This is a genomic window from Brevibacterium metallidurans (genome assembly GCF_037101285.1).
Classification (GTDB): Bacteria; Actinomycetota; Actinomycetes; order Actinomycetales; family Brevibacteriaceae; genus Brevibacterium; species Brevibacterium metallidurans.
Map to the genome: position 1 here is coordinate 72,947 of NZ_BAAAAF010000012.1, position 26,465 is coordinate 99,411.

At 67.1% G+C, this 26,465-nt stretch carries 26 protein-coding genes; 19 read left to right on the forward strand and 7 right to left on the reverse strand.

The annotated features are described in order from the left end of the window. Positions 1–22: 22 nt before the first annotated feature. Both AACX88_RS13805 and AACX88_RS13810 read right to left on the reverse strand, forming a co-directional pair. Entirely contained in the window at positions 23–514 is a 492-nt protein-coding gene (locus AACX88_RS13805; protein WP_339393501.1) for an SRPBCC family protein, read from the reverse strand. A gap of 16 nt (positions 515–530) precedes the next feature. Further along, positions 531–860, reverse strand: a complete 330-nt coding sequence (locus AACX88_RS13810) for an ArsR/SmtB family transcription factor (RefSeq protein ID WP_339393502.1) — start codon at positions 858–860, stop codon at positions 531–533. A gap of 265 nt (positions 861–1,125) precedes the next feature. Here AACX88_RS13810 and AACX88_RS13815 point away from each other — a divergent pair, with 265 nt between their 5' ends. From AACX88_RS13815 to kce, 6 genes are all read left to right on the forward strand, one after another. Continuing rightward, positions 1,126–2,565 carry an APC family permease gene (locus tag AACX88_RS13815; RefSeq protein ID WP_339393503.1) on the forward strand — a complete coding sequence of 480 codons (1,440 nt, stop codon included), beginning with the start codon at positions 1,126–1,128 and terminating at the stop codon, positions 2,563–2,565. Next, a complete protein-coding gene (locus AACX88_RS13820; RefSeq protein ID WP_339393504.1) occupies positions 2,562–3,491 on the forward strand; it encodes a universal stress protein in 930 nt (309 codons plus the stop codon). The genes AACX88_RS13815 and AACX88_RS13820 overlap by 4 nt, the downstream gene beginning before the upstream one ends. A gap of 231 nt (positions 3,492–3,722) precedes the next feature. After that, on the forward strand, positions 3,723–4,811 hold the full coding sequence (locus AACX88_RS13825) for a LacI family DNA-binding transcriptional regulator (protein ID WP_339393505.1): 1,089 nt from the start codon (positions 3,723–3,725) through the stop codon (positions 4,809–4,811). A gap of 83 nt (positions 4,812–4,894) precedes the next feature. Beyond that, the gene (locus tag AACX88_RS13830) at positions 4,895–6,247 is read left to right on the forward strand and encodes an MFS transporter (protein WP_339393506.1); all 1,353 of its coding nucleotides are present in this window, start codon (positions 4,895–4,897) and stop codon (positions 6,245–6,247) included. A gap of 29 nt (positions 6,248–6,276) precedes the next feature. Continuing rightward, positions 6,277–7,050, forward strand: coding sequence for an SDR family oxidoreductase (locus AACX88_RS13835; protein ID WP_339393507.1), 774 nt, complete (start codon positions 6,277–6,279; stop codon positions 7,048–7,050). Positions 7,051–7,081: 31 nt separating this feature from the next. Continuing rightward, positions 7,082–8,011: a 3,5-dioxohexanoate:acetyl-CoA acetone transferase gene (gene kce / locus AACX88_RS13840; RefSeq protein ID WP_339393508.1), complete on the forward strand. Its 930-nt coding sequence runs from the start codon at positions 7,082–7,084 to the stop codon at positions 8,009–8,011. Between the two features lie 9 nt (positions 8,012–8,020). On the opposite strand, the gene AACX88_RS13845 is transcribed toward kce, so the two are convergent. From AACX88_RS13845 to AACX88_RS13855, 3 genes are all read right to left on the reverse strand, one after another. Beyond that, complete coding sequence (locus AACX88_RS13845; RefSeq protein WP_339393509.1) at positions 8,021–9,811, reverse strand: hypothetical protein; 1,791 nt, start codon at positions 9,809–9,811, stop codon at positions 8,021–8,023. Positions 9,812–9,881: 70 nt separating this feature from the next. Next, entirely contained in the window at positions 9,882–10,817 is a 936-nt protein-coding gene (locus AACX88_RS13850) for an acetamidase/formamidase family protein (protein WP_339393510.1), read from the reverse strand. A 2-nt stretch (positions 10,818–10,819) separates the two neighbouring features. Next, positions 10,820–12,283: an APC family permease gene (locus AACX88_RS13855; RefSeq protein ID WP_339393511.1), complete on the reverse strand. Its 1,464-nt coding sequence runs from the start codon at positions 12,281–12,283 to the stop codon at positions 10,820–10,822. Between the two features lie 236 nt (positions 12,284–12,519). On the opposite strand from AACX88_RS13855, the gene AACX88_RS13860 reads away from it, so the two are divergent. From AACX88_RS13860 to AACX88_RS13905, 10 genes are all read left to right on the forward strand, one after another. Continuing rightward, on the forward strand, positions 12,520–13,266 hold the full coding sequence (locus AACX88_RS13860; RefSeq protein ID WP_339393512.1) for a FadR/GntR family transcriptional regulator: 747 nt from the start codon (positions 12,520–12,522) through the stop codon (positions 13,264–13,266). 48 nt (positions 13,267–13,314) lie between these two features. Next, the gene (locus AACX88_RS13865; RefSeq protein WP_339393513.1) at positions 13,315–14,607 is read left to right on the forward strand and encodes a CaiB/BaiF CoA transferase family protein; all 1,293 of its coding nucleotides are present in this window, start codon (positions 13,315–13,317) and stop codon (positions 14,605–14,607) included. A gap of 46 nt (positions 14,608–14,653) precedes the next feature. Beyond that, entirely contained in the window at positions 14,654–15,214 is a 561-nt protein-coding gene (locus AACX88_RS13870) for a dihydrofolate reductase family protein (RefSeq protein ID WP_339393514.1), read from the forward strand. A gap of 326 nt (positions 15,215–15,540) precedes the next feature. Beyond that, on the forward strand, positions 15,541–16,461 hold the full coding sequence (locus AACX88_RS13875; protein ID WP_339393515.1) for a hydroxymethylglutaryl-CoA lyase: 921 nt from the start codon (positions 15,541–15,543) through the stop codon (positions 16,459–16,461). 14 nt (positions 16,462–16,475) lie between these two features. Beyond that, a complete protein-coding gene (locus AACX88_RS13880) occupies positions 16,476–17,717 on the forward strand; it encodes a CaiB/BaiF CoA transferase family protein (protein WP_339393516.1) in 1,242 nt (413 codons plus the stop codon). Positions 17,718–17,831: 114 nt separating this feature from the next. Beyond that, positions 17,832–18,890, forward strand: a complete 1,059-nt coding sequence (locus AACX88_RS13885) for a tripartite tricarboxylate transporter substrate binding protein (RefSeq protein WP_339393518.1) — start codon at positions 17,832–17,834, stop codon at positions 18,888–18,890. After that, positions 18,887–19,393 (forward strand): tripartite tricarboxylate transporter TctB family protein, encoded by a 507-nt coding sequence (locus AACX88_RS13890; RefSeq protein WP_190246598.1) that lies wholly within the window; start codon positions 18,887–18,889, stop codon positions 19,391–19,393. The genes AACX88_RS13885 and AACX88_RS13890 overlap by 4 nt, the downstream gene beginning before the upstream one ends. 14 nt (positions 19,394–19,407) lie before the next feature. Beyond that, positions 19,408–20,922 carry a tripartite tricarboxylate transporter permease gene (locus AACX88_RS13895; protein WP_339393520.1) on the forward strand — a complete coding sequence of 505 codons (1,515 nt, stop codon included), beginning with the start codon at positions 19,408–19,410 and terminating at the stop codon, positions 20,920–20,922. 14 nt (positions 20,923–20,936) lie between these two features. After that, positions 20,937–21,791, forward strand: a complete 855-nt coding sequence (locus AACX88_RS13900) for a helix-turn-helix domain-containing protein (RefSeq protein ID WP_339393521.1) — start codon at positions 20,937–20,939, stop codon at positions 21,789–21,791. Between the two features lie 64 nt (positions 21,792–21,855). Next, a complete protein-coding gene (locus tag AACX88_RS13905; RefSeq protein ID WP_339393522.1) occupies positions 21,856–22,614 on the forward strand; it encodes an HpcH/HpaI aldolase family protein in 759 nt (252 codons plus the stop codon). 1 nt (position 22,615) lies between these two features. Here AACX88_RS13905 and AACX88_RS13910 read toward each other — a convergent pair whose 3' ends face one another. Together AACX88_RS13910 and AACX88_RS13915 are read right to left on the reverse strand one after the other, a co-directional pair. Further along, complete coding sequence (locus AACX88_RS13910; protein WP_339393523.1) at positions 22,616–23,764, reverse strand: zinc-binding dehydrogenase; 1,149 nt, start codon at positions 23,762–23,764, stop codon at positions 22,616–22,618. Positions 23,765–23,882: 118 nt separating this feature from the next. Next, positions 23,883–24,614, reverse strand: coding sequence for a hypothetical protein (locus tag AACX88_RS13915; RefSeq protein WP_339393524.1), 732 nt, complete (start codon positions 24,612–24,614; stop codon positions 23,883–23,885). Between the two features lie 236 nt (positions 24,615–24,850). Here AACX88_RS13915 and AACX88_RS13920 point away from each other — a divergent pair, with 236 nt between their 5' ends. From AACX88_RS13920 to AACX88_RS17690, 3 genes are all read left to right on the forward strand, one after another. Next, positions 24,851–25,255, forward strand: coding sequence for an MmcQ/YjbR family DNA-binding protein (locus AACX88_RS13920; RefSeq protein ID WP_223289816.1), 405 nt, complete (start codon positions 24,851–24,853; stop codon positions 25,253–25,255). Between the two features lie 49 nt (positions 25,256–25,304). Further along, the gene (locus AACX88_RS13925) at positions 25,305–26,138 is read left to right on the forward strand and encodes an aldo/keto reductase (protein WP_190246593.1); all 834 of its coding nucleotides are present in this window, start codon (positions 25,305–25,307) and stop codon (positions 26,136–26,138) included. 132 nt (positions 26,139–26,270) lie between these two features. Continuing rightward, positions 26,271–26,363, forward strand: a complete 93-nt coding sequence (locus AACX88_RS17690; protein WP_190246592.1) for a LacI family DNA-binding transcriptional regulator — start codon at positions 26,271–26,273, stop codon at positions 26,361–26,363. Positions 26,364–26,465 lie beyond the last annotated feature (102 nt).

The window sequence follows — 26,465 nt, forward strand, 5'->3', positions numbered from 1 at the left end:
GGGCTACGCTGCCGGGACCCGCTCACCCCTCCTCGGCGAGGAGGGCATCGAGTTTGCGGTATCCCTCGACGACGCCCGACTCCATCCCTGCGGCGACCATGCCATCCCGGGACTCGACCGAGTCGAAGATCGCCGTCGACGACAGCCGGGTCCGCCCGTCGCCGAGGTCGGTCAGCGTCATGATCTCGAGGTTGACCGCGTCGGGGAAGCCCTCGAACGTGAACGTCTGGACGATGCGCTCGTTCTCCCGGACCTCGTGGAACGACCCGAAGAACCCGTACTCGCCGTTCTCGTCGCTGGAGACGTAGCTCCAGTTCCCGCCGGTCGTCGGGTCCCAGGCACGGATCGTGTTCGTGATCGACTCGGGCCCGTTCCACCTGACGAAGAGCTCGGGGTCCATGTGTGCGCGGAACACCCTGTCCGGGCTCGCCTTGAAGTCGCGGGTGAGCGTCATCGCCTGCGTGCCCTCGGGCACGTCGAGCTGCACCTGGCTGAAATCGGTGTCGGTGGTCATGTCATGCTCCTCTGCATCATTCATTGTTCTCGTCCATCTCCTCGAGCACCACGTCGAGGCGCTTGTAGCGGTCCTCGGCCTGGCGCTGATACCGCTCGATCCACTTCGTCATGAGGTCGAAGACGTTGTCCTCGAGGTGGACCGGCCGCCGCTGGGCATCCCGCGACCGACTGACGAGCCCCGAATCCTCAAGCACCTTGAGGTGTTTCGAGACCGCCTGAACGCTCACGTCATAGGGTTCAGCGAGCTCGCCCACCGTGGCATCGGCCACGCTGAGTCGCGCGACGATGTCCCGGCGTGTGGGATCGGCGAGTGCCGCGAACACCTTCGAAAGCTGATCGGTCACCGCTCCTCCTTCCGGTTCGTCTGCCGACCTCTTTGTCAACCAATCGGTTGAAGACCACGGTAGTCCCGCCCAAACGTCTTGTCAACCATTTGGTTGAATACAATGCGGCACGCCAGGTCACACACTTCCTCCGAGGTTTTCTGCGCCGCCGGACTCGATCTGTCGTATGGTCTCCTTAGCAGAGTGCACGCCAGAGGCGACAGGATTCCCCCGTCCCGCCCGGTGCACTGTCTGAACGAAGACGATGATGTCGGGAAGGACAGTCATGAGCTCCCTGCGGCAACAGCTATTCCGGGTCAAACCCGTACCCAAAGGCGATGAGGAGACCGGAAGCGAACTCAAGCGCACGATCGGATTCTTCTCCCTGACGATGATCGGCGTCGGCGCGACGATCGGCACCGGCATCTTCTTCATCCTCTCCGAATCGGTTCCGGTCGCCGGACCCGCGGTCATCTGGTCCTTCGTCATCGCCGGCGTCGTCGCCGGTCTCGCCGTCATCTGCTACGCCGAACTCGCCGGCAGCGTGCCGGTGTCCGGTTCCTCGTACTCGTACGCCTACGCCACGCTGGGCGAACTGCCCGCGATGGGTGTGGCTGCGTGTCTCCTCCTCGAGTACGGGGTCGCGGGCGCGGCCGTCGCCGTCGGCTGGTCGCAGTACGTCAACCAGCTGCTCTTCAACCTCTTCGGCTTCAAGATCCCCGACGCCCTGGCCTACGCGCCGGAAGAGGGCGGAATCGTCAACCTGCCCGCGATCATCCTCCTGGCCATGTGCTGCTTCCTCCTCGTCCGCGGCACCGGCGAATCGGTCGTCGCCAACACGGTCATGGTCTGCATCAAGCTCGGCGTCCTCGTCTTCTTCGTCGTCGTCGGACTCACCGGGTGGAACGCCGACAACTTCGCGAACTTCGCCCCCTTCGGCCTCGCCGGCGTCGTCTCCGGCTCCGGCATCATCTTCTTCACCTACGTCGGCATGGACTCCGTGGCCACGGCCGGTGACGAGACGAAGAACCCGAAGAAGACGATGCCGCGCGCCCTCATCGCCGCGCTCATCATCATCACCTCGATCTACGTCCTCGTCGCCGTCGCCGCCCTCGGCGCCCAGCCGTGGGAGAAGTTCAAGGGCCAGGACGCCGGCCTGTCGGAGATCCTGGAGAACATCGTCGGCTCGACCTGGCCGGGCACCGTCGTCGCCGCCGGCGCCGTCATCTCGATCTTCAGCGTCACCCTCGTGTCCATCTACGGTCAGAGCCGCATCCTGTTCACCATGGCCCGCGACGGCATGATGCCCAAGCTCTTCCAGGACGTCAATCCGCGCACCCTCACCCCGGTCAAGGGCACGATCGTCGTCACCATCGTCATCGCGATCATGGCCGGGTTCATCCCGATCAACTTCCTCGCCGAGATGACGAGCATCGGCACCCTCGTCGCCTTCGTCGTCGTCTCCCTCGCCGTCATCCTCCTGCGCATCCGCGAACCGAACCTCGAACGCGGCTTCAAGGTGCCCTTCTACCCGGTCCTGCCGATCCTCTCGATCCTCGGCTGCTTCTGGATCATCGGCAGCCTCCGCCCGATCACGATCCTCGTCTTCCTCGTCTGGACCGCCGTCATCATCGGCCTCTACCTCATCTTCGGCCGGAAGAACTCCGTTCTCGGAAAACAGCAGGCCGCCGCCGAACGCGGCGAGACCCCAGGAGGTAGGTCATGAGCATCGTCGTCGGCGTCGCCCCAGGTCAGGACGATTCCTCGGCGGTCGAGCTCGGTGTCGTCCTCGCCCGGTCCTACTCCAAGTCCCTCACCCTGGTCTCGGTGAGCTCGACCGCGTGGCCGCCCAACCGGGACAAGATCGACGCGGAGTTCCAGTCCTACATCCACACCGTCGCCGAGGCGTCCCTGTCTCAGGCGCGTGAGCTCGTTCCCGATGACATCGAGACCGAGGTCATCGTCCACCCGGCCCGGTCCTCCCGCCGGGGTCTGCTCGAGGTCAGCCGCCGCGTCGGCGCCTACCGCCTCGTCGTCGGCTCCGCTGCCGACGGTCGGGAGGGCCGCATCACCCTGGGCTCGGTCTCCACGGGACTCCTCCACAGCGCCGAACTGCCGGTCGTCCTCGCCCCTGAGGGCTTCCGCGCCGAGGCGGGGGCGAAGCTCCAGCGCATCACCGCCGCGTACAGCGGCTCGTCCACCTCGGCCGACCTCGTCCTCGGGGCCGCGATGGTCTCTGCGGAATCCGGGGTGCCCTTCCGCATCGCCTCGTTCGCTCCGCGCTCGCGTGTGCTCTCGGCGGCGAGCATCGGTCTCGACGTCGAAGCCGGCATCGTCGACGAGTGGACCAAGGTGGTCCGCCATGACACCGACGAGATCCTCTGCTCGATCGACGAACTCGACATCAGCCCCGGTGAGACGGAGGTCGCGATCGGCACCGGCCCGAACTGGGCGGCAGCGCTGACGAGCATCGGCTGGAAGGACCCCGAGGTGATGATGCTCGGCTCCTCGGGCCTCGGCACCCTCAAACGGGTCTCCCTCGGCAGCCACGCGACGCGGATCCTCCAGAACTCGCCGGTCCCCGTCGTCGTCGTCCCGCGCCGGGCGAAGGCCGGCTACGCCGCGCAGGCCTTCGACCGCGCCGACGCCTGAGCGCACCCTCCCTGTCGCCGACCCTCAACCGGCGGACACGGCCCGACCGACCCCCACCTCGGCGGGGGTCGGTCCATGCTGCCTGACGATCCGACACACCATCCACCGGCCGCCGACCACCCGCGCACCCGCGATCGACTTAACATTGCTTAACGTTCGGCTGCGGGCGTCCAATGGAAGCAGTCGACCTGCACACCGCAGGCGAGCTTTACGAGGACGTGAAGGGTCACCATGGACGACAGGCAGACGGCGAAGCCCAGGCCGCGGGTCTCAGCGGCTCAGGTGGCTCGGGCCTGCGGTGTGTCCACGGCGACGGTGAGCTACGTCTTCAACGGCAAACAGGGTGTCTCGGCCTCGGTCCGGCGGCAGGTCATCGAAACCGCGAACGACTTGGGCTACCGCTCACCCCTGACGACGGCTCAGCACAACCGCACGCTCACCCGCGTCATCGGACTCATCGTGCCGTCGATGGTCAACTACATGCACATGCACTGGGCGCAGGAGATCATCGAAGCCGCCGACGAGGAGGGCTACGACGTCTTCGTCGCCACCACCGGCGACGACCCCGAACGCCTCGCCCATGTGGCGACGACGATGGCCGCCCGCGGCGTCGACGGGGTCATCTCGACCGGGGGCATGCGCCTCGACGCCCGCGCTCACCGGACGCTGAGCACCGCGCGCATCCCCGTCGTCAACCTCTCCAGGTCCGTCGAGCACGCCGATGCCAGCTTCATCGGCATCGACGATGCGCAGGCGGCCCGAGAGCTCATGACCCATGTGCTCGGACACGGCGTTCAGCGGGTGGCCACGGTCATCGGTCCCCGCTTCTCGACCGCCTCGGCGACCCGGGAGCACTCCTTCCTCACCACCGCCGCCGAGCACGGGATCACCATCCCGGGCAGGTGGCGAGTGAGCACCCGGCTCAACCGCAACGGCGGACGCATCGCCGCCGAAGAGCTGCTCGCCGACCCACACGACCGACCCCAGGCCATCGTCTGCGGCTCCGACGAGGTGGCCCTCGGCATCATCGAGCACTCCCTCGTGGCCGGCATCGACATCCCCGACGACCTCATCGTCGTCGGCAGCGACGGGCTCGCCCGCTCGCGCTCGCCGCTGCTGGGGCTGACGACGATCGTCCAACCCGTCGCCGAGATGGCGAGGTCGGCGTTCACCGTCCTCCTCGAACGCATCGCCGATCCGAGCACCCCCACCCGCACCGTGATCTGCACCCACCGGCTCCACATCGGCACGAGCTGCGGATGCCACCCGGAGACCTTCAACTCCCTGACCACCCGCCGGCCCGACACCCCTCGACCCTGACACCCCAACACCAGCACCAGCCACCCCGCACCGATCCGTGAGCACGGCAGCGCTGCCGTGCCCGAACCACGACAAGGACGACCATGACGAACTCCACCGCACACGGCCTGCGACCCCCGGCCGTGCTCAACCGGGTGATCTTCGCCCGCCTCATGCCGCTGCTCATCGCCGCCTACATCCTCGCGTTCCTCGACCGGACGAACATCGGCATGGCCAAGGACCGCCTCGAGATCGACCTCGGCATCTCCGCGACGGCCTTCGGCATCGGCGCGGGCCTCTTCTTCCTCACCTACGCCCTCTTCGAGGTCCCCTCGAACATGATCATGCACAAGGTCGGCGCCCGCTGGTGGATCATGCGGATCATGATCACGTGGGGCCTCATTTCCGCGGCGATGATGTTCGTCCAGGGCGAATGGTCCTTCTACATCCTCCGCATGCTCCTCGGCATCGCCGAGGCGGGACTCTTCCCCGGTGTCATGTACTACCTCACGCAGTGGTTCACCGTGAAGGACCGGGCCAAGGCCAACGGCATGTTCCTCCTCGGCGTCTCGATCGCCAACATCATCGGCGCCCCCATCGGCGGACTCCTGCTCACAATGGACGGTCTCCTCGGCCTCCACGGCTGGCAGTGGATGTTCCTCATCGAAGGTCTGCCTGCCTGCTTCCTCGCCCTCATCGTCTGGAAGTTCCTGCCCGACAGCCCCCGCACCGCGAAGTTCCTCTCCCCACAGGAAGCCGACTGGCTCGAGAACACGATCGCCGCCGAGGAGGCCGCTGGCGCCCACGGAGCTGCGAACCACCGGCTCCTCGACATCATCCGCGACCCGCAGATCCTCCTCGTCATCGGCGTCTACTTCGGCCACCAGCTCGCCGTCTATGCTCTCAACTTCTTCCTGCCGACGATCGTCGGCAGCTGGGGTGAGATGAACAGCGTCGAGATCGGCCTGCTCACCGCCGTGCCGTGGGTCTTCTCCGCGATCGGCGCCCTGCTGCTGCCGCGCTTCGCGACCACCGCGAGCATGTCGAAGAAGATCGCCCTGGCCGCGATGATCGGCATCATCGTCGGCTACATCATCGGGGCGATCGGCGGCCCTGTCCTCGGCCTCATCGGGTTCTCGCTGGCCGCCTTCAACTTCTTCGTCCTCCAGCCGATCCTCTTCACCTTCCCCGCCACCCGCCTGACCGGGGTGAGCCTCGCCGCCGGTCTCGCGCTGGTCAACACGATCGGCCTCCTCGGCGGATTCCTCGGCCCCTACATCATGGGCTACATGGAGGACCTCACCGGTTCGGCGACCTCGGGACTGTGGTTCATCATCGCCGTCTGCGTCATCGGCGCGTGCCTCATCCCGTTCCTCAAGCGCGGACACGAGGCCGACCCGGCGACGGTGTCGACCACCTCGGCGACCCCCGATACGACCCCCGGCATCGACCGGTGACGACTGCCCGACCAACGGAAGGACACATCATGGACATGCTCGGACTCACCGGGGCTCGCGTGCTCATCACGGCGGGAGCCGCCGGCATCGGACGGGGCATCGCGGAGCGCTTCCGCGCGGCCGGGGCGCAGGTGTGGGTGACCGACATCGCCGAGGCCGCGGTCGCCGACGCCGCCGCAGCAGGCCTGCATGCCACGGTCTCCAACGCCGCCGACGAGGACGAGGTGAGGGCCCTTGCCGCCGAGGTGGGTGCGCAGTGGGGCGGCCTCGACGTCCTCGTCAACAACGCCGGGATCGCCGGACCCACCGGTGCGATCGAGACCCTGGACTCAGGGGCGTGGCTGGCGACGTTCGACGTCAACATCCACAGCCAGTTCTACTGCGTCAAGCACTTTCTGCCGTTGCTGCGGACGAGCGAGCGCGCCTCGATCGTCAACCTCTCCTCGGCCGCCGGCCGCCTCGGCATGGCCGGACGCAGCCCGTACTCGGCGTCGAAGTGGGCGGTCGTCGGGCTGACGAAGACCCTCGCCATCGAACTCGGTGCCGAAGGGATCCGCTGCAATGCGATCTGCCCCGGCGCCGTGGGCGGTCCGCGCATCGACGCGGTCATCGCCGCGAAGGCCCAGATGCTCGGGTCCACCGTCGCCGAGGTCACCGAGCTCTACACGTCGCAGGCATCCCTGGGCAAGCTCGCCGAGGCGAGCGAGATCGGCGATATGGCCGTGTTCCTCGCCTCGGCGATGGCCTCCCACGTCACCGGGCAGGCGATGGCCGTCGACGGCAACACCGAGAAGCTCTACTGAGCACCCCACCGAATCCAGAGGACAACGAACCATGGCACAGCCACGCAAAGTCATCATCACCTCGGCGGTCACGGGGGCCATCCACACCCCGTCGATGTCACCGCACCTGCCGGTGAGTCAGGACGAGATCGCCGATGCCGCGATCGGCGCCGCCGAGGCGGGAGCAGCGATCCTCCACCTGCACACCCGGGATCCCGAGGACGGTCGGCCCTCGCAGGAGCCGGAGCACTTCGCCCCCGTGCTCGAGAAGGTCGCCGCGAACACCGAGTCGATCGTCAACATCACCACCGGCGGATCCCCGCATATGAGCGTCGAGGAGCGGATGCGCCCGGTCGCGACGTTCAAACCGGAGCTTGCGAGCCTGAACATGGGGTCGATGAACTTCGGGCTCTTCCCGATGCTCGAGAAGTACACCGAGTTCGACCACGACTGGGAGCGCGAGCACCTCGAGAACTCCCGTGACCTCGTCTTCAAGAACACCTTCGCCGACATCGAGCGGATCCTCGAGATCGGCAACGCGAACGGCACCCGGTTCGAGTTCGAGTGCTACGACATCTCCCACCTCTACAACCTCGCACACTTCCAGAGCCGGGGACTGGCGAGGGGCCCGCTGTTCGTCCAGTCGGTCTTCGGCCTCCTCGGCGGGATCGGCGGGCACCCGGAGGATCTCATGCACATGCGTCGGACCGCGGACCGTCTCCTCGAGGACTACGAGTGGTCGATCCTCGGCGCCGGGCGCAATCAGCAGCCGCTCGCGACGATGGGGGTGACAATGGGCTCGCACATCCGTGTCGGTCTCGAGGATTCGCTGTGGATCGGACCCGGCCGGCTCGCCGAATCGAACGCCGAGCAGGTGAGCAAGATGGTCCGCATCGTCGAGGAGCTCGGCATGGAGGTCGCCACCCCCGACGAAGCGCGGGCGATGCTCGGCCTCAAAGGGGCGGAGAACGTCGAGTTCTGAGCGCGGGGCTCAGCTGTCCGGGGCGACCACCTCACGGATGGCGATGAGGCGGGCCCGGCGTTCGGAGGTGAGCAGCCCCGGATCGCCGAGGACGACGCCCATCCCTTCGTTCGGGCGTCCAAGGGCCTGGAGGAGCGTGTTCCCGCGCTGGTTCGGTGCCGTCTTCACGCCGAGGTGGGCCTGGAGGTTCTTGATCGAGCGCACCACTCCGTCGCGTTCGCTCAGGTCGAAGGCGTCGTTGTTGCTCCCAGCGACCCAGAACAGGGCGGCGAGCATGTTCGCATCGGCGAACCGGCGGCGGAAGATCGCCGGGTCACGGCGGGCCGCCTCGGCGAGGATCCGGTAGACGACCGTCGAGATCTCAGCATCGGCGAAGAAGTCGGTGGCGACCGTGCGGATCTGCGGCAGAAGCGGTCGGAGCCGGTCGACGACGTCGTCGGGGAGCCCGGTCGGGTCGAAGTCCTCGAGCGGCAGCGGTACGGTGTCGAGGCTGGCGAGGTTCTCGGGCCCGCCGACGTAGTCGCTGAGGAAGCGGCCCCACACCGGATCCAGATCGGGAGGCGGGCCGGCCAGGTCGTCGTCGATGAGCGCCTTGAGGGTTGCGGGCAGAGCCTGGTACTCCTCCTCGGTGAGGGGGAACTCGGGCGAATCGAGGTACTCCGAGTAGCCGATCGGTCCTTCGGTGACCCGTCGGACGTAGGCCGCGCTCCCGGCTTCGATCGCGGCCAGCGCATTGCGCGTGAAGCTCGGATCGACCCCGGAGCGCTCGTTGGCGTACTGGACGAGGGCAACCAGGGCTGCAGGCATTGCGAGCATGTAGTCGTCGGGGGCCATGACTTTCCGGGGGTAGAGATCATGGAGGAGGAAGTCGACGAAGACGCCGGACCAGCGGAGGGGATCGTTGTTGCCGTAGTGGGCCTGGAGCTCGAAGAGCCGGAGGGCATGATCGCGTTCGGTGACGGTCAGGCCGGCCGCCCACGGGGAGGCGTGGAACTCCGAGGCCAGGTATTCGAGCTCCTCGGGCGTCCACTCCCGGAGCTCGATCCCGGTCCCGCCGGCCGGCAGGAGGCGGATCATCCACTCGGTGAAGGCTCGGATGCCCGGCCAGGAGTCCGTCTCGACGGGAGGCACGATGTGGTCGCTCATCTCGAGGGCGTCGGTGATCCGAGCGCGCGCATCGGCCGGGTCGAGTTCGATGCGGTCGACGTCGAGCTCCGGGTTGGCGACGATGCCGGCCATGACGGAGTCGAAGGACTCCGGAGTGATGAACGCGTCCTCGAGGAAGGGGCGCCCGCTGCGTTCGATCGCGACGGCGAGCGTGCACGATCGGGCCGCGGTCGTGATCTCGACGAAGACCGTCTCCTCGATGAGCACGGGCGAGACGATCGTCGCGGCCCGGCGCGGTCGGATCTCGTCGGCGCGGCGCACCCAGTCGGGGACGTGACGGTTGCGCGGCGGCAGGTCGCGGAGGAGGCGGCGGCGGAAGAGCTCGTCGTCGAACATCGCCGCCCACACGCGCACGAGCGGTTCGGCAGCGCCGTCGGTGGACTCGAGCATCTGCGCGGCGATCGACTGCAGGGCGACCAGACCCTCCCGCTGGACCTCCGCACGCGTCTGCGGTGACATCAGGGGGTAGTGGTCGGTGTCGCCTCTCTTCTCGGCGGTGTCGCGGATGAGGGCGGCAGCCAAGGTGGAGGCGAGGTCGAGGAGGGGGACCGGGTCGCTGTCGTCGGCGGTCGCCTCGGCGATCATCCTGATGAGATCGAAGTCGACCGGGCCGTCGGGGGGTTGAGTCGCCATACCCCCACGCTACGCGGTCGACGGCGGATCTGCGGGATGAGGCGGCGACCTGGTCGCTTCGACTTCGACGTCAGGTGAGCACGGACTTGGGCAGCCGGTGGACGGTCACTGCGCCGACCGCGGCCATGGGATGCAGCGGATCTGGGTCTGTCGAACCGGTGGGCCCTCCCAGTTCGGAATGGGCGAGAGCGCTCATGACCACATAGGCGTCGTCGCGGTTCCACCCGTGGTCCCGGACGAGGAAGTCGAACATGTCCTCGTATCCGGCGGTGATCGAATCCTGTACCGGATCGCCGAGGCCGACGAAGATCCACTCACGGTCGGTTTCGATGCGCGGAGCACGAAGCGGCGACGTGTTCTTGATGAGATCGACGGACACGATCGCCGTGCCCTGCGCTTCGATGGCGACGAAGGACGATTCTCCGCGTGCCATGATCGCGTGGAGATCCCCGATGGAGAGCAGCGCGCCGTCGACCTCGACGGGCAGGTGAACGGTCGACCCGGGAGCGGCGTCGGTGAGATCCATATTGCCGCCGAATGAGTAACTCGGCATGATCGTCGACCCGGTGCCCTGGGCAGGAGCGGTCCCGATGCACCCGATCATGGGACGGACGGGCACGCTCAGGGTGTCGGTGAGGACCACCTCATCGGATCGGATGGGAATCCTCCGAGCCATGGCCGCCTCGCCCATTCGTGCGGACAATGCGCCGACTCCGGGCAGGTAGACCGACCACCCGTGGTCGATGAGGTCGATGTCGTGGATGGTCACGGCAAGCGTGTCGCCCGGTGCTGCGCCCTCGACGTACACGGGACCGGTGATGGGGTTGATCTGTGCGGTGACCTCGGCGAGGGATCCGCGCTCTGCCAACTGCGCGTAGACGGCGTCATCGGTTTCGAACCCGATGGTCTCTCCGGTTCCCGGCTTGATGCGCAGAACCGGTTCGGCACCGGCATCGAATGCACCCTTGCCGAGTGAATTGGGGAGGAAGTGAGTGGTTGCGGTCATGATCAGATGTCCTGTCTCGTCGTGGTCTCTTCGGGTGTCGGCTGTGGTTCGGCAGGAAGGGCAGAGATCCCGGCACCCTTCTTCCGATAGACGATGAAGACGATGATGCCGACGAGGAGCCAGCAGAGTCCACCGATCTTGGCCAGGATGTCGCTGTTGATGAGAACGTACCCGATGATGAGGAACCCGATGCCGGGGAGGATCACATGGTTGAGCCAATCCTTCGATCTGCCGCGCACGGTGTATGACCAGATGACGGCGAAGTGGAGGAGGAGGAAGCCGGAGAGCGCGCCGAAGTTGACCATGGAGGAGATGAGCCCGATCTGGCCGACGAAGAAGACCACGAGGATCGCGCTGAGTCCGGACACCACGAGGATCGCGTTCTGCGGCACTTGTCGCTTATTGACCTGGTGGAGGAACCCGGGCAGCTTCTTGTCGCGGCTCATCGAGAACAGCAGGCGCGAGGTCGCCGCCTGGGCGGCCATGGCGTTGGCGATGCCGACAGCGAGCACATTGCACACGAGGAAGGCCTTCGCCCACCCGGTGGTGGAAGCTGCGGCGACGATGTCGAAGAAGGCATTGCCGACCTTGTCCTCCGGGAACGCATCGATGCCTCCGGCGAGCAGGCTGGCCAGCCACGTTTGGGTGATGAACAGCACCGCCACGACGATCAGCGAGACGATCATCGCCCGTCCTGCCGATCGATGTCCTCCCGTGGATTCCTCTGCCATGGTGGCGATGCCGTCGAATCCCAAGAAGCTGAGCACCGCGATGGACAGCGCCGCCGCGATGAGCGGCGCAGTCACTTCGGAGGGATTCCACATCGGAGTGGTTGCCCATTCTGCGTTGGGCAGAGTTCCCCCGTTGAGAGTGGTCACGGCGATGACGATGAAGGCGGCGACGAAGAAGAGCTCCATGATGAGGAAGAGTCGATTCATCAGCTTGATCGAGTTGACCCCGGCGAGGTTGACGATCGTGTTGATGGCAACGAACACGAGTGCCCAGATCCAGCGTTCTGTGCCCGGGAAGATGCCGACCATCGATTCGGCGGCGAACACATAGAGCAGAGTCGGGACGAGCAGGTAGTCGAGCAGCATCACCCATCCGGCGAAGAACCCGAGGTTGGGATGGACACCGGCACCGACGTAGGAGAACACCGAACCGGCCAAGGGTACGCGGCGGGACATCTGCGAATACGACAGGGCGGTGAAGATCATGGCGATCAGCCCGATCGTATAGACGAGGGGAACCATGCCCTTGGCTTCGTTGTACACGGTTCCGAAGATCGCCCAGGGGGCGATCGGCACCATGAAGATGAGGCCGTAGATGATGAGGTCAGTCGTCGAGATCGAGCGTCGCAGCTCCTGCGTGTATCCGAAGGACTCGACAGTGTGCGCCTCATCGGTCGCCTCCGGAGGCAGGGGCGGTTTCTGTGGGTTCGAGTTGCTTGGTTCGGAACGGTTCATGGGACTTCCTTGTCAAGAACTGCTGGTAGTGGGTCAGCGGCCGAAGCTGTGGGCCGGAGTCCGAACGGCGAGGTGAGAGCGTCACGAGCACCGCTCTGAAGAAGTTCGACGATGCTGTGACATGGACCACGGTACGAAGTAAATGGTTTAATGGCAATACCATTCTGAGAACTGTCAGACAGAACATGCGGCTAGTCGGAGCCGCGGTTCGGTTCCGAACCAGTGGAGGGCTTGCGATGCCGCATACCGACAACCAACTCACCCCGGTGCCTGACAACCCGAAGACCGCAGCGATCGTCGATCGTCTCCTTACGGCGATCGCCGCAGGCGACTTCCTTCCCGGTACGCGCCTGCCGAGCGAGCGCCAACTGGCCGAGACCCTTGCCGTCGGCAGGAGCACCGTCCGCAATGCACTGTCCGTGCTTATCGATCGGGGATGCATCGAGACCAGGCGCGGGCGCACGGGTGGTGCGTTCGTCATGGACGTGAGCAGCATTGCTGCCGGAGGAGCGGTCGAGCGTGTCTTCGGGTCCGACCTCGCCCAGCTGGATGAGACGATCGACGCCATTGCGCTGGGCTACGCGCTCGCTGCCCAGACCGCGGCCATGCGACGCACCGAAAGCGATCTCACTGCGATCTCAGGAGCGCTCGATGAGTTCCGGTTGGCCGTGGACAGGAATGATCCTCGTGGCGCTCAAGCAGCCGACGGGAAGTTCCATCACGCCATCATCGATGCCGCCCACCAGCCGATGCTCCACGAGATCATTCAGAGTCTCGATCGGCGAATCAGTCTCAGCGCGCCCCTGCACATCTGGGGCAGCGCAGCCCAGCAAGGGCCGATGCACCAGCGTGCGCTGGACGATCATGAGACCATCCTCGGCGGGATTCAGCGACAGGATCGTGCCATGGCCTTCGATGTGTCCTACGAACATGCGAAGATCGATCGTGATCTCATTCTCGGTTTGCTCGGGCGAGACCAGTGACAGATGCGCCTGAGCGTCTCGCAGTCCGTGCACGAACAGGAGCCTCCCATGACAACGCGCCGCCTCCCGCTCACCGGGGTGCGAGTCCTCGAACTCGGCAACTACATCGCGGCACCCACGGCGGGTCGGATGCTCGCCGACTTCGGGGCCGAGGTCATCAAGGTCGAACGCCCCGGCACCGGCGACGAACTGCGCAACTGGCGGCTCAAGGCCGGGACGACGTCGATGCTCTACCGGACGATCAACCGCAACAAGAAGTCCGTGACCCTCGACCTCCGCTCCGAGGCCGGACGCGACGCCGTCCTCGAACTCGTCCGCCGCTCCGACATCGTCCTGGAGAACTTCCGGCCGGGCACGCTCGAGAAGTGGGGGATCGGACCCGAGGTCCTCGACGAGGTCAATCCGGAGATCATCCTCGTCCGGATCTCCGCATTCGGACAGACCGGCCCGCTCTCTGCCCGTCCCGGCTTCGCCGCCGTCGCCGAAGGGTATTCGGGGTTCCGTGAGCTCGTCGGCGACCCGGACCGCCCGCCCGTGCGCGTCGGCATCTCGATCGGGGATTCGATCGCGGGCATGCAGGCGGCCTTCGGGGCCGTGATGATGCTCTTCGACCGGCAGCGTCAACGCATCCACGGCGCCGCCGAGGCGGTCACCGGCAAAGACATCGGCTCTGACGAACCGTTGGCCGACCGCACCGTCGACGTCGCCCTCAACGAGGCGATGTTCTCCGTCATGGAATCCCTCGTCCCCGACTACTCCGCGTTCGGCGAGGTGCGCACCCGCACCGGCGGTCGGATGGAGGGCATCGCCCCCTCGAACGGCTACCTCTGCGCGGGCGGAAAGTCCGTCGTCATCGCCGGCAACGGCGACGGGATCTTCACCCGGCTGATGACGGCGATCGGGCGCCCCAACCTCGGCGAGGATCCCGACTTGCAGACGAACGCCGGACGGTGGGAACGGCGGGACGAACTCGATGAAGCGATCGGTGCATGGTGTGCGGTGCGCGACGTCGACGACGTCGTCGCCGTACTTGAGGACGCCGGAGTTCCGGCCGGTCCGATCTACACCGCCGAGGATCTCGTAACCGACGAACAGCTGCGGGCGAGGAACATGATCCAGGAGCTCGACGTCTCCACCGGGGAGGAGATCCTCGCAGACGTCGCGTTCCCCGGCATCACCCCGGTCATCGGCGGGGCGTCCATCCCCATCGACCATCTCGGTCCTGACCTCGGCGAACACACCGCCGAGGTGCTCGCCTGGCTGGGACTGAGCGATCCGGAGGACGATGAGGTCGGCGATGACGGAACCGCCTCGGCGGATGAGGAGCCCACCGGGGAGTAGGCGGCGCACCCTTCCCGAACACGGAGACCGGCAGTACTGTGAGCCCATGGCAGAGCTGCGGTATTCGATCAACATCACCGTCGACGGGTGCTGCGACCACCTGGCCATCGAGCCCGACGAAGAGCTGCACGACCATCACGCCGAGAACCTGCGGCGCGCCGACGGACTCCTCTTCGGCCGCAAGACCTATGAGCTCATGGAGTCCGCATGGCGCCAGCCCGATGGTGCCGCCGCTGGGGATTCGAGAGCGCGGTCCGACATCGACATCTTCGCCGAGGTGATCGACCAGGCCAAGAAGTACGTCGTCTCGAGCACGCTCACCGAGGTCGACTGGAACGCCGAACTCCTCGGCAGCGACCTCAGATCCGAGATCGAGAGGATCAAGGGCGACTCGGTCACGGGGCTCTTCGTCGGAGGGGTGACCCTGCCGCGGGCGCTGGCCGAACTCGACCTCATCGACGAATACGAGTTCGTCGTCCACCCGCGCATCGCCGGCTACGGACCCTACGTGTTCAACGGCCTCGCCGAGGTCGTCGATCTCGAACCCACCGACCGCCGCGAACTTCGCTCCGGCGCCGCCGTGCTCCTCTACCGCCCGAGGCGCTGAATCAGTCTCAGGCGCTGACTCACTTCCCGGTGCTGACTCACTTCCCGGCGCTCAGGCTGCCCCGCCCGCCCGCTAACTTCACCCGACGTCCCTGATATCACGTGGCGCCGGGTCGAATCTGGGACGTCGGGTGACCTTTGGGGTGCGGGGAAGGCGAGTGTCCCGATTGACGGGACTGCCGACCGCGACTTTCGGGGTGGCTCTCACATAGCGACCCGCATGTGTTCCCCGAATCCACCGCCCTATGCTATTCCTGAGAACAGCATGCGACGGTGCATGCCGGAACAGGGTTCCCGCTGAGCGGGAGCCATCGCAGAGGGAGTCCCATGGTTCGGCCAGCATCGGTTCACATCCTCGACACGACCCTGCGTGATGGGCTGCAGATCGAGTCGACCATCGTGCCCACCGACACCAAGGTCGAACTCGCGCAGCGCCTCATCGCCGCCGGACTCACCCAGATCGAAGTCGGATCCTTCGTCAACCCGAAGAAGGTCCCACAGATGGCCGACACCGGGGACGTGCTCCAGCGTCTCCAACCCTATGAGGACCAGGGTGTCGATTTCTTCACGCTCGTCTTCAACCTCAAGGGCGCCCAACGCGCCGTCGACGCGGGGGCGAAGAACATCAAACTCGTCGTCTCCGCCTCCGAAGGGCATTCGCAGGCGAACTCCGACGCCCCGATCGCCCAGGCCACCGAACGTCTCCTCGCAGCCGCCGAATTCGCCACCGACAACGGTCTGCGCTGGGACATCACCACCGCCGTGAGCTTCATCTGCCCCTTCGACGGGATCACCGAGGCCGACCGCCTCGTCGAAGTCATCCGCCCCTTCGTCACAGCCGGCGCCCACTCCATCGGGGTCGCCGACACCATCGGCAACGCCAACCCCTCCCTCGTGCGCACGAACACCTCGGCGGTCATGGAGGCCTTCCCCGGCACACCGATCGGCCTCCACCTCCACGACACCTACAACTTCGGCATGGCCAACGTCATCGCCGCCCTCGACCTCGGCATCGCCCACTTCGACGCCGCGATGGGCGGACTCGGCGGCTGCCCGTTCGCCCCCGGCGCGGCCGGCAACATCGGCACCGACGACCTCGTCCACCTCCTCCACCGCGAAGGCGTGGCCACCGGAGTCGACGTCGACGCGCTCGCCCGCGTCCGCGACCCCCTCACCGCCGCCGTCGGCCACGACCTCACCTCGAGCCTGTCCCAGATCCCCGCCACCCCCTCCGCCTACCGCGGCTGACCGGGACGCTGACCATGACCGATGACAACCCCCACACCAGCGCCGAGGCAGCAGCCCCCACCCCCGCCGCCGCACCGCTGCCGCTGGCGGGCATCCGGGTCGTCGAGTTCTCCCACATGGTCATGGGCCCCAGCTGCGGGATGATCCTCGCCGACCTCGGCGCCGAGGTCATCAAGGTCGAACCCCGCGGGGCAGGCGACAAGACCCGGTACCTCCCCGGCTCCGGGTCCGGCCTCTTCCCCGCCTTCAACCGCAACAAGCAGAGCGTGCAGCTCGACATCGCCGAGGCGGCCGACCGGGAGGTCGCCCTCACCCTCATCGACTCCGCCGACGTCCTCCTCGAGAACTTCCGGGTCGGGAAGATGGAGTCGATGGGCTACGGCTACGAGCAACTCGCCGCCCGCAACCCCCGGCTCATCTACGCCTCCCTCAAGGGCTTCCTCCCCGGACCCTACGGGGAGCGGACCGCGCTCGACGAAGTCGTGCAGATGCTCGGCGGACTCGCCTTCATGACCGGCCCACCGGGACAGCCGCTGCGGGCCGGGGCGAGCGTCAACGACATCATGGGCGGCATGTTCGGGGTCATCGGCATCCTCTCTGCGCTGCGGGTGCGCGAGCAGACCGGTCGCGGCCAGCTCGTCAACTCGGCCCTATTCGAGAACAACGCCTTCCTCGTCGGCACCCACATGGCCCAAGCCCAGCTCAGCGACGAACCGCTGCGGCCCATGCCCACCCGCCGCGCCACCTGGGCCGTCTACGACATCTTCCGCGACGCGGACGACAACCAGATCTTCGTCGCCGCCGTCAGCGACGGCCAATGGCGCGACCTCTGCGACGAGTTCGGACTCACCCACCTCGCCGAGGATCCGGCGCTCGAACACAACCAAGGACGCGTCGACCAGCGCGACCGCATCCACCAGGAGCTGCAGGCCGCGCTCTCCCAGCTCAGCCTGGCCGAGATCGAGGACAAGTGCACGCGCCGCGGCCTGCCCGTCGCCCCCGTCAACACTCCCGCCGACCTCACCACCGACCCCCACCTCATCGCCTCGGGGGCACTGGCGGCCACGGGACTGCCGAGCGGGGACAGCGTCGACATCCCACTGCTGCCGCTGACCTTCGACGGACGACGGCTGGGACTGCGCAGCGACGTCCCCGCCCCCGGCGAGCACAACGGCATCCACCGGGACGGGCACTCGGGGACACCCCCGGACGCAGGCGACGTCGACCTCGGCGAGGAGAGGACGCAGTCGCAATGACGCGACGAACTCGGACATCGTCTCGTCCGACCGGTGACCGCACCGGTGGGACGCGGACCGGAACCCGAAGAAGACAGGAATCTGCAGACCACTGCAGTCGGTGAAGGAGCGGCAATGCGATCAACGACGATCACAGGCACAGGACGGACCACCTCGGCGAAGTCGGGGCGACGGCGGACGAGATGGGCGAGCGTGGGTGCGGCACTGGCCGCAGGCATCCTCGTCCTCTCAGGATGTCAGGGCAAGGCGCAGCCGCCCGGTGCGGGCGGGGACTACCCGAAGGGGCCGGTGACGGTCACGGCGCCGGCCGAACCCGGTTCCGGGTGGGACACGACGGCACGCGCGGTCGTCGAGGCCCTGCAGCGCGACGAACTCGTCACGACTCCGCTGCCGGTGCAGAACCGGCCCGGCGGCACGGGATGCTCGTGGCTGACGTCGATGATGCAGCAGGAGAAGGGCAAGGACGACCAGATCGCGATCACCTCGCTGGCGAGCCAGACGATGAAGGCCCGCGGACTGTGCGAGTTCGGTCCCGAGGACGCGACCCTCATCGCCACCCTCTACGTCGAGGACTTCATGGTCGTGGCCCCGAAGAACGGGGACATCGCGAACCTCGAGGACCTCGTGGCAGCGCTCAAGGAAGACCCGCAGAAGGTCACCGTGGCCGCGGCCGGCGACGACACGCTGCCGTTCGCGCTGTTCGCGAAGGCCGCGGGCATCAAACCCGCCGACGTCAACTTCGTCAACTACGACGGGGGCGGTGAGCAGACGACGGCGATGCTCAACGGCGATGCGAAGGTCGCGATCGCCGGGCTGAGCGAGTTCCGCTCGACGCTTGAGGCCGGCGACCTCGTCCCACTCGTCACGTTCGCCGAGAAGCCTCTGGCCGCACCGTTCGACACGGTGCCGACCGCGAAGGACTCCGGCTACGATGTCACGCTCGGCAACTGGCGAGGCGTCTACGGTCCAGCCGACATGCCCCAGCCGGCCGTCGACTTCTGGGCGAAGACGCTTGAGGAGATGAGCACGTCTCCCACCTGGGAGGACACGGTGAAGAAGAACCAGTGGTCACCGGAGTTCCGCACCGGGGACGACGCGAAGTCCTACGTGCAGGAAGCGGCGACCACGGTCGAGGAGGGCGTCAAGGAGACCGAACTGGGCTCGGACAAATGACCGCGACCAGGCGCGACCTCGTCACCGGGATCGTCATCGCCGTCATCGGCGCAGTCTATTTCGTGGCGACGTTCTCGATCAGGGAGACCACCGACATCGTCACCCCGCGGACGTTCCCCGCGATCGTCGGGGTGGCACTGATCGTCCTCGGCCTCTTCCTCGCCGGGCAGTCCGTGTGGAAGGCACGGACCCAGCCCGGCGGGGCCGGCGGCCGCACGGACGCTGAGGGCGGTGAGGCCTCCGCGGTCATCATCGAGGCACCACCCGAGCCGCCCGGGCGCCGGGTCGTGCTCCAGTTCGCGCTGTTCTTCGCCTATCTGGCGATCGTCATCCCGGTCGGCTTCCTCCTCTCGACCGCGGCGTTCCTCATGGCGCTCACGAGCATCTACTCCCCGCAGAAGTGGATCCGCAACCTCATCTACTCGGTCCTCTTCTCCGTGATCCTCTACTTCGCCTTCGTCTACGGGCTCGCGGTCTATCTGCCCGTAGGAATCCTAGGGTAGGGGAGGGCACGGACATGGACACTCTCGTCGACCTGGGAAACGGCTTCGCCTCGGCGCTGCAGCCGGCCAGTCTCGCCTTCGCCCTCCTCGGCGTGCTCCTCGGCACCGTCGTCGGAGTGCTGCCGGGCATCGGACCGATCTCCGCGATCGCGATCCTCATCCCCGTCTCCTTCGGCATGGAACCGGTGCACGGGCTCATCCTGCTCTGCGGCATCTACTACGGGTCGATGTACGGCGGGTCGATCACCGCGACGCTGATCAAGACCCCCGGCGAGGTAGCCAGTGCGGTCACCGCGATCGAAGGCTACGAGATGGCGCGCCGCGGCCGTGCCAAAGCAGCCCTGGCGACCGCGGCGATCGGCTCGTTCCTCGCCGGCACGCTCGCGATCATCGGGCTGACGTTCCTCTCCCCGCTGCTCGTCCAACTGGCCAACGTCTTCGGCGCCACCGAGTACTTCCTCCTCATGGCCACCGCCCTCCTGCTCGCCTCGACGATGTCGGCAGGCTCACGGGCCAAAGCGCTCATCTCGATCTTCATCGGACTCGCTGTCGGGCTCATCGGCCTCGACTTCCAGACGGGCCTGCCCCGGCAGACCTTCGGCATCAGCCTGCTCTCCGACGGCGTCGACTTCACGATCTTCGCGATGGCGCTCTTCGCGATCCCCGAGGCGATCCGCAACCTCGCGCTCGGCCGTGGGGCGAAGGAGGAGATCCAGAGCTTCGGTTCGGAGAAGTGGATGACGAAGGAGGACTGGCAGCGGTCGGCCGGCCCGTGGGCCAGGGGTTCGGTGCTCGGGTTCATCATCGGCGTCCTCCCCGGCGTCGGACCCTCGCTCGCATCCTTCATGTCCTACATCATGGAGAAGCGGATCTCGAAGCGGAAGGACGAGTTCGGCAAAGGCGCCATCGAAGGCGTGGCCGGTCCCGAGGCGGCGAACAACGCCGGGGTCGGCGGTGCGATGGTCCCGCTCTTCAGCCTCGGCATCCCCGGTTCGGCGACGACGGCGCTGCTGCTCTTCGTCTTCACGATGTACGGACTCCAGCCGGGACCGCTGATCTTCCGCGACGATTCGGGTCTGATCTGGACGATCATCGCAAGCATGTACGTCGGCAACGTCGCCCTCATCATCCTCAACCTCCCCCTCGTCGGGGTGTTCGTCAAACTGCTCAAGATGCCCAAGGAGATCCTCTTCTCCGCGATCCTCGTCCTCGTCGTCGTCGGTGCGTACGCGATCGAGTTCAGCTTCTTCGGGCTCATGCTCCTCGGCATCTTCGGCGTCATCGGCTACCTCATGGAGAAGGGCGGGATCCCCCTGGCGCCGTCGATCCTCGCCCTTGTCCTCGTCCCCCTGCTCGAGGACAACTTCCGCAGGATGCTCCAGATCTCCGGCGGATCGTTCCTCCCCCTCATCACCCGCCCGGTGTCCCTGGCGATCATCATCCTTATGGTCGCAGGCATCGTCGGCCCGTTCGTCTTCCGCTGGTGGGTGCGCCGCCGCAAGCTGCTCGCGGATGTCAGCGTCGGATGACAGAGAGGACAGCGATGACCGATGACCCCGCCCCCGCCGAGGCGGATCCCACCCCCGCCGAGGCGACCGCCGCCGGCCGGCCCCCGCCGAGTCCCGCCGCCGCCTCCGCCCCCGCAGACGACCCGTCCGCTGTGGCAGGCACCCCTGCAGCCGCCGGCGAAACCGCAGGCGAGGCCGGAATGGAACGCCGCGAGCAGGAGGTCGGGGTCATCGACCGCAGTGCCGCGATCCTCACCGCGCTCCGGGATTCGCCGCTGACCGCCGCCGAGGTGTGCCGCCGACTCGGGTACTCGAAGTCGACGACCTACCGGCTCCTCGCCGACCTGCGCGCCCACCGGTTCATCGTCCGGGACTCCTCAGGGGTGCTGCGTCTGGGGCCCTTCCCCGGTCGGCGCAGCATCGCGACGACGAACTCCGTGCTCGAGCACCTGCGCACGCTCACGAGCGAATCCGTGCAGCTGTGGATCCGCGTCGGCGAAGACCGGGTGTGCGTGCGCAACGTCGAAGCCGACCACGAACTGCGGGTCACCCGCGGGGTGGGCACGATCCTCCCGCTCGTCGACGGCGGGTCCGCGGCACTGGCCCTGTGCGGGCCGGGGAACCCGGCGGAGTTCTACGCGACGAAGCAGGCACGGGTGCAGGGGACCGCTTCGGCGAGTGTGGCCTTCACGGTCGGGGCCACGGTCTTCGCGCTCTGCGTGTCCTACCCGCTGACGAGGGAGCCGGACAATGTCGCAGGCGCCTACCGGGGTCCGGTGACGAAGGCCGCGACGGAGCTGAGGTCGCTGCTCGTCGACAGCGAGGAGCTCGCGGTGCTGCGGGACATTGCCCGGCTCGCGCTCGGCGCGCACGGCAACGGCGCCCGATGATGCCGACTCGCCGGATTCGTGGACGGTGCCGACTCGCAGGCCGCTCATGTGCTTCGATGCCTCTATGACTGCAGCCTTCGAGACCCATCGCGCCCGGCTCTGCGACGGAGCCATCTACAACGGACTGTGGATGATGTCGACGAGCGCGGAGCTCGCGACGATCGGCGCGGCGACCGGCTTCGACTACGTGTGCCTGGACATGCAGCACGGCTACATCCGCGCCACCGACATCGTCCGCCTCTCCGACGCGATCCGCGCCCACGGGCCGGCGCTCGTCACCGCCCGAGTCGCGGCCAACCGGTTCACAGAGATCGGGATGCTCGCCGACGCCGGCATCGAAGCCGTCATCGTCCCCCTCATCGATTCGGTCGCCGACGCCGAGGCGGCCGTCCGGGCGCTCGACTACCCGAGCCGCGGCGGCAACCGGTCATGGGGTGCGACCGCGGACATCCTCACCGGCAGCGTCCGCGACTCCCGGGCCGAGCGTCCCCTGCTCTTCGTCATGATCGAGACCGCCGAGGCGCTCGCCTCCGTCGAGGAGATCTGCACGGTGCCCGGCGTCGACGGGATCTACGTCGGACCCGCGGACCTCGCGTTCGCCGTCGGTGCGGTGCCCGGCCGGCCCAATGACGCCCACGCCGAGGCGCTCCTGCGCATCCGTTCGGCCGCCGATGCCGCCGGCATCGTGCCCGGCATCCACTGCGCCGACGGTGCGGAAGCCAAACTCCGGGAGGAGCAGGGGTTCCGGTTCATCACCTCGGCGAGCGACATCGGGGCCGCCGCCCGGGCACTGCGGCAGGACCTCGACACCGCGAGGGCGTGACTCAGCTCAGGTCGACGACGGTGCGCAGCCCCGGGGAGGGGTGTGCGAACTCTGCGGGCAGGTCATCGAGTCCGATGGGCCCGCCGAGGATGTCCTCCCATGGCATGTCCGCACCGTCCCCGGCGAGGAAGTCCACGGCCTGTACGAGGTGATGCGGTTCGTAGTTGTGGACGCCGGTGATCGTGCGCCAGCCGCGGACGATGTGCTCGGGGTCGATGGCCACCTGCGGGCCGGGGGAGACGCTGCCGGCGAGGACCGCGGTGCCCCCGATGCCGAGCGAGTCGAGGCAGGCGCGCACACCCGCCTCGGCGCCGGAGAGTTCGATGGCGACATCGACGTCGCCGGGGAGATCCGCGGTGACGATCGTGTCGGCTCCGGCCGCCTCGGCGAGACGCCCCCGGTCAGGGGCAGGATCGAAGGCGATGACCTCGGCAGCGCCCCGGGACTTCGCGGCCGCGACCGCGGTGAGTCCGAGCATGCCGAGCCCGTTGACGAACACGCGACGGTCGGTGAGGTCGCCGGCGGCGTCAAGGACGGCCATGACGGTGGCGACCGCACAGCCGGCGGTCGCGGCCACCGCGTCGGGCACCGAGTCCGGGACGACGGCGACGGCGACGCCGCGGGGGAGGACGATGTAGGAGGCGTACGTGCCGGACAAGGGCCAGCCCGAGGCCGTCGATTCGTGGCCGACCTTGGCGACCTGCGCGCATTTCGCGCTCAGCCCGCGCCGGCAGTTGACGCAGGTCCCGCACACCGAGGTGACGGCGAAGACGACGCGGTCACCGACCGTGAGACCGGCCTGAGTGGCGGCGACGCGGCCGACGCCCTCGTGGCCGAGCACCGAGGGATACGCGCCGGGCCGGTGTCCGGCAACGGTGTGGCGATCGGATCCGCACACGGTGGCCGTGGTCAGGCGAATGAGGCTCTCACCCACGCCCAACGTCGGTACCGCGATGGTCTGCCGTTCGAAGCTCTCGCCGCCGAGCCAGACGAGGGCGTCGGCCGTCTGTGGCGTCGTGGGCCGCGGTCGGTCGGCAGGAGCTGGCTGTGTTCCGGCGGGTGCCGACAGGGTGTCGGCCGCCTGGGCTGCGACGGAGGTCGGCTCGGTCAGGGCGCCCGATGCGGGCGCGGTACGGGTGTCGTCGCTCATATGAGTCCAGTTGAGCAGGCCGCATCCACACTTGTCTACACAAGTGGCCGGAGTTCATGCATGCGCCACGATGATTTCACGCCCCGTTGCCGGGGCGGCACCGACGCTGTTCCGGACCTCAGTGCTCGAGCGGCTGAGGCACTCGTGACGTGTCGGAGAGATCACCGCGCTTCGGGAGGAAACGTGAGGTGACGATCAGGCCGAGGCCCGCGACAAACAGCACGATGACGATGATGAAGAGGCCGAAGGGGATGCCGTAGTTGGTGGTTGAGAACTCGGCACCATCAGAGGTGTGTCCTGTGCACGTGAGGTGCGGGGGCAGGAGCGCGGGCGAGATGGAGAAGGTATAGACCTCAAGGCCGTTGACACTGGTCGGACAGACCATTCCGCTCATCGATCTCTCTCCTGCCTGCCACTGAACATAGAGGAAGAGGTAGATCCAGGGAATCAGTAGACTTGCGGCGGTGACCAGGGCGACACCCCACAGGGCAGGGCGGCGGGAGGTTGTGGACAGGAGAACGCGGAACAGCGCTCTGACGATCACGGCGATGAGGACGCCGATGAGGGTGACGACGCTGATCACGGCGAAGGCCACGCTCCAGAACAGAAGTTCAGGCGCGCTTTGAGTGAAGTCCTGAGTGCCGATCGACCCGTCGGCGAAGGTCGCCTCACAGATGTAACCCGACGGCGCCCGGTTGATGATCGCGATCTCTTCGACTCGGCCCATCGAGTACAGACCCTCGCAGGCTTCCTCTGGACCGCGGCTGCGCGCGATCGCCCATTCCGACAGCGCCCATATGTATCGCACGCCGGTGAGCAGCAGCGCGATGCCCAGGCCGAGCAGCGACAACGCAGAGATCCGCTGCAGGACCGTGAGCCGGCGAATCGTCCGCGGAACCCACCGGTCCCTGAGCTTCGTCCTGGGCTTTCCTGTCATGGCTTCGACCCTATCCGAGGGCAGCGTCGCGCTGACGAGGAACGACGGTTGCTTTGGTCACTGTTCGCCTGAGTCAATCGCGGGCGATGCGGGGGTCAGTCTCGACGGATGCCAGGGGCCGCCTCGGCGAGGGGACGTATCGTGGGCACATGGCACACCAGCTGATGTTCGATCCCGACGATCCGGTGCTGAAGCAGTTCCGGGAGATCGCGTTGAGCTTTCCCGAGGCGCAGGAGAAGGTCTCCCACGGGCGGCCGACGTTCTTCACGAAGAAGATCTTCGCGTATTTCGGAGCCGCGGAGAAGCACGTCACCGGGGAGCTGGAGCAGCATCCGCATGCGATGCTCGTCCTCCTCGAGCCGATGGACGCCGAGGTGATGCTCGAACGGTCGAACACGTTCGTTCCCATGTACCTCGGCCCGACAGGGTGGATCGGCGTCGAGCTTGCCGACCTGGATGCCGGGGAGATCCGCGAACTCCTCGCCGATTCGTACCGCAGCACCGCGCCGGTCAGGCTCGCGCGGATGGTCGCAGACGATTTGGCAGGCGACTGAGCGATTCCGCCCCTGGCCGCGGCCGCCTCGGCGGGCCTAGGGTGGAGGCATGACTGAGATTCCCACGCTCGATCTCAATGACGGCCGCGCGATCCCCGAGATCGGCCTCGGCACCTACGCGATGACCGGCGATGACGGGGTCGAAGCGATCGGCGCCGGCATCGAAAGCGGTTACCGACTGCTCGACACCGCGGTCAACTACGAGAATGAACGCGAGGTCGGTCGCGCCATCGCCGAGAGCCCCATCGATCGCGGCGACCTCTTCATCACGAGCAAGATCCCCGGCCGCCACCACGGTTTCGACGAGGCCATCGCCAGCACCGAGGAATCGCTGGCCCGGCTCGGCCTCGACTACCTCGACCTCCACCTCATCCACTGGCCCAACCCCAGCGTCGGCAAGTACGTCGAGACCTGGGAAGGCCTCATCGAACTGCGCAGACGTGGGCTGGTGAAGTCCATCGGCGTCTCGAACTTCACCGCGGAGATGCTCACCGAGCTCGTCGAGAAGACCGGCGTCACCCCGGCCGTCAACCAGGTCGAGCTCCACCCGTATTTCCCGCAGACCGAGCTCGTCGCCTTCCACCGCTCCATCGGTGTGCAGACCGAGAGCTGGTCCCCGCTCTACCGTGACCAGGGGCTGTTCGACGAAGCCCCCATCGCCGAGGCGGCCGCCGCCCACGATGTCACCCCCGCCCAGGTGGTCCTGCGCTGGCATATCGAAGTCGGTTCCATCCCGATCCCGAAGTCGGCGAACCCCGAACGCCAGCGCCTTAACGCCGCCGTCTTCGACTTCGCCCTCACCCCCGCCGAGGTGGCTGCGATCTCCGGGCTCGAGCGCGGTCGGATGAAGGACCGGGATCCCCTGACGCACGAAGAGATGTGAGTGCCATTTGCAATGAAATGGCGGTGTCGTTGGGCTGATTAGGGCATCGGCAGGCGGATAGCATCAATTCACATCGCGCGGGTTTCATCCATGGCCAAAGTGCGGTTGCGTATGCTTGGGTAAGGTGTTCATATGGCGAATTCCAAAGATGTGGCCTTGGCCGCGGGGACGTCTCAATCGACTGTGTCGAGGGTCTTTCGTGGCTCATCGCAGTTGAGGGTGTAGTCGGGGTCTGAATCCGCCGGCCTCGAGTAGAGATCGGGCGATGTAGTGGGTGAGGTTGCGGAAGCCGAGGGCGGAGCCGCGGAGGTGTTCGAGTCGGCCGTT